Origin of the sequence: Acidovorax delafieldii 2AN (assembly GCF_000175235.1) — a bacterium.
In the GTDB taxonomy this organism is placed as follows: domain Bacteria; phylum Pseudomonadota; class Gammaproteobacteria; order Burkholderiales; family Burkholderiaceae_C; genus Acidovorax; species Acidovorax delafieldii_B.
On the sequence record NZ_ACQT01000274.1, the window covers coordinates 1 to 4,503 of the forward strand.

5 protein-coding genes are annotated in these 4,503 nt (G+C 68.4%); 4 read left to right on the forward strand and 1 reads right to left on the reverse strand.

The window, feature by feature from the left end:
- The 3 genes from ACDELDRAFT_RS24715 to ACDELDRAFT_RS19455 form a co-directional block, all read left to right on the forward strand.
- Positions 1–141, forward strand: a 141-nt coding sequence (locus ACDELDRAFT_RS24715) for a thiolase C-terminal domain-containing protein (protein WP_005799750.1), incomplete at its 5' end; no start/stop codon positions are given.
- A gap of 253 nt (positions 142–394) precedes the next feature.
- Positions 395–1,552 (forward strand): acyl-CoA dehydrogenase family protein, encoded by a 1,158-nt coding sequence (locus tag ACDELDRAFT_RS19450; RefSeq protein ID WP_005799751.1) that lies wholly within the window; start codon positions 395–397, stop codon positions 1,550–1,552.
- Between the two features lie 98 nt (positions 1,553–1,650).
- Entirely contained in the window at positions 1,651–2,031 is a 381-nt protein-coding gene (locus ACDELDRAFT_RS19455) for a PaaI family thioesterase (protein ID WP_100084472.1), read from the forward strand.
- Between the two features lie 82 nt (positions 2,032–2,113).
- On the opposite strand, the gene ACDELDRAFT_RS19460 is transcribed toward ACDELDRAFT_RS19455, so the two are convergent.
- Positions 2,114–3,028 (reverse strand): LysR substrate-binding domain-containing protein, encoded by a 915-nt coding sequence (locus ACDELDRAFT_RS19460; RefSeq protein WP_005799753.1) that lies wholly within the window; start codon positions 3,026–3,028, stop codon positions 2,114–2,116.
- Between the two features lie 165 nt (positions 3,029–3,193).
- Between ACDELDRAFT_RS19460 and ACDELDRAFT_RS19465 the strand changes: the two genes are divergently transcribed.
- Positions 3,194–4,492: a CaiB/BaiF CoA transferase family protein gene (locus tag ACDELDRAFT_RS19465; RefSeq protein WP_040329949.1), complete on the forward strand. Its 1,299-nt coding sequence runs from the start codon at positions 3,194–3,196 to the stop codon at positions 4,490–4,492.
- Positions 4,493–4,503: the final 11 nt, after the last annotated feature.

The following is a 4,503-nucleotide window of genomic DNA, read 5'->3' on the forward strand; positions in this document are numbered from 1 at the left end:
CTCATCGAGGCCGTGCGCCAACTGCGCGGCGAGGCCGGCGCGCGCCAGCTTGGCAAGCACCGCACGGCCGTGGTGCATGGCAACGGCGGCACGCTGTCGAGCCAGTCCACCGCCGTGCTCGGCACGACTGAAACTCTATGACACCCCCTGAGTCGCTTCGCGCCTCCGTGCGGCCGCCAAAGGCGGCAGCCCTTCGGAGCCGTCCAAGCCTGCGCAGGCAGGCTTGGCGCCGCGGTCCTCAGCCCCTTCTCACACGCTGCGCGTGGGAAGGGGACGCAGCCCGCGCTGCGGTGCGGCCTTGCGCGGCTGCCCGCACATGGGGCGCGTCGGTTTCATAGATCACGGGTGGCGCACAGCGCTTGGAAACAACTGAAACACAGAAAGTGAAGCACACATGATCCGCGACCCAGAAATTTTGGAAGCCCTGCTCGACAGCGTGCGCCGCTTCGTACGCGAGCGCCTGGTGCCGGCCGAGAACGAAGTGGCCGAAACCGATGAAATCCCCGAGGCCATCGTGCAGGAGATGCGCGAGCTGGGCCTGTTCGGCATGACCATCCCCGAGAAGTTCGGCGGACTGGAGCTGACGATGGAGGAGGAATGCCGCGTGCTGCTGGAGCTGTGCCAGACCGCGCCGGCTTTCCGCTCCATCATCGGCACCACCGTGGGCATCGGCTCGCAGGGCATCCTGATGGATGGCACGCCCGAGCAGCAGGCCGAGTGGCTGCCCAAGCTGGCCACGGGCGAGGTCATCGCCTCGTTTGCGCTGACCGAGCCCGAGGCGGGCTCCGACGCGGCATCGCTGCGCACCACGGCCATCAAGAACGGCGACCACTACATCGTCAACGGCACCAAGCGCTACATCACGAATGCGCCGCACGCCGGCATGTTCACGCTCATGGCGCGCACCAATCCTGACGACAAGGGCGCGGGCGGCGTGTCTTCGTTCATCGTCGACGCCAAGACTCCCGGCATCAGCTTTGGCAAGTACGACAAGAAGATGGGCCAGCGCGGCGCCCATACCTGCGACGTGATCTTCGACAACGTCCGGGTGCCGGCCGCCAACCTCATCGGCCTGCAGGAAGGCCGCGGTTTCAAGACCGCGATGAAGGTGCTGGAAAAGGGCCGCATCCACATCGCCGCGGTGGCGGTGGGCGTGGCCCAGCGCATCCTGCGCGATGCGCTGGCCTACGCGCTGGATCGCAAGCAGTTCGGCCAGCCCATCTGCGACTTTCAGCTGGTGCAGGCCATGCTGGCCGACAGCCAGGCCGAGCTGTACGCGGCCGAGTGCATGACCCTCGATGCGGCCCGTCGCCGCGACGACGGGCACAACGTTTCCACCGAAGCCTCGTGCGCCAAGATGTTCGCCACCGAGATGTGCGGCCGCGTGGCCGACCGTGCGGTGCAGATCCTGGGCGGCGCGGGCTACATGGCCGAATACGGCATCGAGCGCTTCTACCGCGACGTGCGCCTGTTCCGCCTGTACGAGGGCACGACGCAGATCCAGCAGATCATCATCGCGCGCAACATGGTGCGCGAGGCGCGCAACGCATGAGCCAGCCGGCTGTTTCGGTGGCGCATGGCACCGCAGCCCGCCAGGGCGAAGAGCCATCGGTGAGCGCGACGGCACCGCCGGCGGACCGCAACGCGTTCATGCGCCTCATCGGCGCGGCGCAAGTGCCCGCACCGCCCGGCAAGGTGCATGTGCGTCTGCCGCACCTGCGCGAAGAACTGCTCAACCAGCTGCCCGCCGCGCACGGCGGCGTGATCATGGCGCTGCTGGACGCGGTGATGTCGCGCGCCGCCGGCGAACTGCCCGAGGCGCCCTCGCAGACCGCCGTGACCGTGGAAATGAGCAGCCGCTTTCACCGCCCCGGCCGGGGTGCGCTGCTGGCCGAGGGCTGGGTGGTGCACGCCAGCCGCAGCCTGTGCAGTTGCGCGGCGCAGCTGCTCGACCAGGACGGCACGCTGGTGGCCACGGCCACGGGCACCTTCAAATACTGGCTGGCGCCCACCACGTTATCAAAAAAGTGAGCTGTCAGCGCTTGTCCAGCAAGGACCAGCGGCCATTTTGACCAGAAGATTGGCCTGGGCGGGTGGCAGGAGGGTGCGCGCCTCACCCGAGCTGCAACCGCCCCTGCGCGTCGGCCACCAGCAGTTCGACCAGCTCCTGCGCGAAGCTGGGCAGCGCCTCCAGGCTGCGCACGCAGATCTGCATCTCGCGCACCGACCAGGCGTCCGACAGCGGCACGATGGCGATGTCCATGGCGTGCGCATGCCGGCTGGCGGCGGACTCGGGCAGCACGCCCACACCCACGCCGGCCTCGATCATGCGGCAGGCCGTCTCGAAGTTGCCGACCTGGATGCGCTGCTTGATCGGGCGGTGCAGCTGGTCGCTGGCCTGGCGCAGAAAGGCGTGGATGGCGCTGGATTCCTGCAGCCCCACGTAGTCCAGCTCCAGCGTGTCGGCAAAGTCGATCTGCATCTGGCCGTCAAGCGCGTGGCCGCGCGGCACCACCAGCACCAGGCGGTCGCGGCGGTAGGGCAGGGTCTCCAGGTTCTCGGTGCGCACCAGGCCGGCGACGATGCCGATGTCGGTCTGCCCCTCGGTCACGGCGCGCACGATGTCGTGCGACAGCCGCTCGCGCAGATCGATGTTCACGTCCGGATTGCGGCGCAGGTAGTGGCGCAGCACCGGCGGCAGGAACTCGCCCAGCGAGGTGGTATTGGCAAACACGCGCACATGGCCCTTGATGCCACGCACGTACTCCTGCATGTCGCCGCGCAGGTGCTCGATCTGGCCGAGCACCATGCGCGCGTGGGACACGAAGGCCTGGCCTGGCGGCGTGAGCGTCACGCCCTGGCTCGTGCGGTACAGCAGCTTGGTGCCGATGCTTTCCTCGAGGTTCTTGATGCGCGTGCTGGCCGCCGGCAAGGAGATGAAAGAGAGTTCCGCGCCGCGCGTCATGCTGTTGGCGTCGGCGATGTGCACCATCAGGCGCAGATCTACAAGATCGAAATGCATGGCCATGCGCTGATTGTAGGAAAGCCAGGCCTGCCCACAGGCGTGGCACGGCTTTCATGCACGAACGCCGCCTTCACTAAAAGCGAAGCCGCGTGGCGCCCCGCCGCCCTAGGATGGCAACCCGGCCCGCAGGATGCGGGCGACATGACAGGCCCCTTTCCGAAAGACACCATGACCGCCAGCGACCCTGCCACTTCTTCCGCGCCGCACGGCGCTGCCCCACGCGCAGGGGCGCTGGGCCACCTGCGCGTGCTCGACCTGTCGCGCGTGCTCGCCGGCCCCTGGTGCACGCAGAACCTGGCCGACATGGGTGCCGACGTGATCAAGATCGAAAAGCCCGGCGAGGGGGACGACACGCGCCACTGGGGCCCTCCCTTCTTTGCCGATGCGGCCGGCACGCCCACCGAGCACGCATGCTATTTCGCCGCCTGCAACCGCAACAAGCGCTCGGTCACCGTGGACATGGCCACGCCTGAGGGCCAGGAACTCATCCGCGAACTGGCCCGCCAGAGCGATGTGCTGGTGGAAAATTTCAAGACCGGCGGGCTGGCGCGCTACGGACTGGATTACGAGAGCCTGCGCAACCTCAATCCGCGCCTGATCTACTGCTCCGTCACGGGCTTTGGCCAGACCGGCCCCTACGCGCAGCGCGCCGGCTACGACCTGCTGGTGCAGGCCATGAGCGGGCTGATGAGCATCACAGGGCGCGCCGACTCCGAGCCCGGCGGCGGCCCCTTGCGTGTGGGCGTGGCCGTCATCGACCTGTTCACCGGCATGTACGCCACCAGCGCCATCCTCAGCGCCCTGGAGGCGCGCCACCACACAGGCCGCGGCCAGCACATCGACATGGCCCTGCTCGACGTGGCCATGGCCGTCCTGGCCAACCAGGGCACGGGCTACCTCAATTCCGGCAGCGTGCCTGGCAGGCAGGGCAACACCCACCCCAGCGTCGTGCCCTACCAGGACTTTCCCACGGCCGACGGCAACATGCTGCTGGCCATCGGCAACGACGGGCAGTTCGCACGATTTTGCGCAGCCGCCGGCGTGGACTGGGCAAAGGACACCCGCTTTGCCACCAATGCCGGCCGCGTGACGCACCGCGAGATCCTGGTTCCGTTGATGGCGGCCATCACGCGCACGCGGCCCACCGCAGACTGGATTAACCTGCTGGAAGACAAGGCCGTGCCCTGCGGCCCCATCAACCACATCGGCCAGGCCTTTGACGACCCCCAGGTGCAGCACCGGGGCCTGCGCGTGGAGCAGGAGCGCTACCCGGGCGCCCAGCCGCCCGCAGGCGAACACATCAACCGCGTGGTGACAACGGCCAGCCCGATGCGCCTGTCGGACACGCCGCCCACGCTGCGCCATGCACCGCCGGCCCTGGGCCAGCACACCGAGCAAGTGCTGCGTGAACACCTGGGCGTGGACGCGCAGCGGATGGCCGCCCTGCGCGCCAAGGGCGTGGTGTAGCGGTGTCGCGC